Raw genomic sequence first — 525 nt, forward strand, 5'->3', positions numbered from 1 at the left:
TGCTAAATAGGCAGTGTCCAGCGAAGGTAAAATCAATTTAGTCAGCACTAAGTTGGTGATAATCACAATTAAAATTGGGGCAAATGCAATGATCAGACTTGGGTTTGATTTCACCAACTTTGTTTCAAGATGCGTTTCAACATGGTTGCCATAACCTTCTTTATTGAGGTCTGCTTGTGCAAGACGCTTGTTTAACCACCACATGCCTGTCAGCAAAATAAAAATTGACGCTAAAGTGCCCAGACCCGGTGCGGCATATAGATCGGTATTAAAGAAGGGCATTGGAATCGCATTCTGAATCGCAGGAGTGCCAGGCAGAGCAGTCATGGTAAAGGTGAGCGCACCTAGCATTATCGCTGCTGGAATCAAGCGTTTCGGGATACCAAGCTCTTTAAACAATGCTGAAGCAATTGGAAATACAGCAAAACCAACAACAAAAAGTCTCTCAAGAATATGAAGCTTTCACCCATACATTAAACGATTGGGCAGCTTTAAAAGAGCAAGAGTTTAGAATGAGTGACAGAT

Annotated in this window: 1 pseudogene; it reads right to left on the bottom strand. The window is 41.9% G+C overall.

Annotated features, from left to right (window positions below):
- Window positions 1-351: pseudogene (locus tag FLQ44_RS22600) on the bottom strand (GntP family permease); the annotation flags it as partial.
- Between the last annotated feature and the right edge of the window lie 174 nt (window positions 352-525).

It is taken from the genome of Vogesella mureinivorans, from assembly GCF_007644035.1.
GTDB lineage: Bacteria > Pseudomonadota > Gammaproteobacteria > Burkholderiales > Chromobacteriaceae > Vogesella > Vogesella mureinivorans.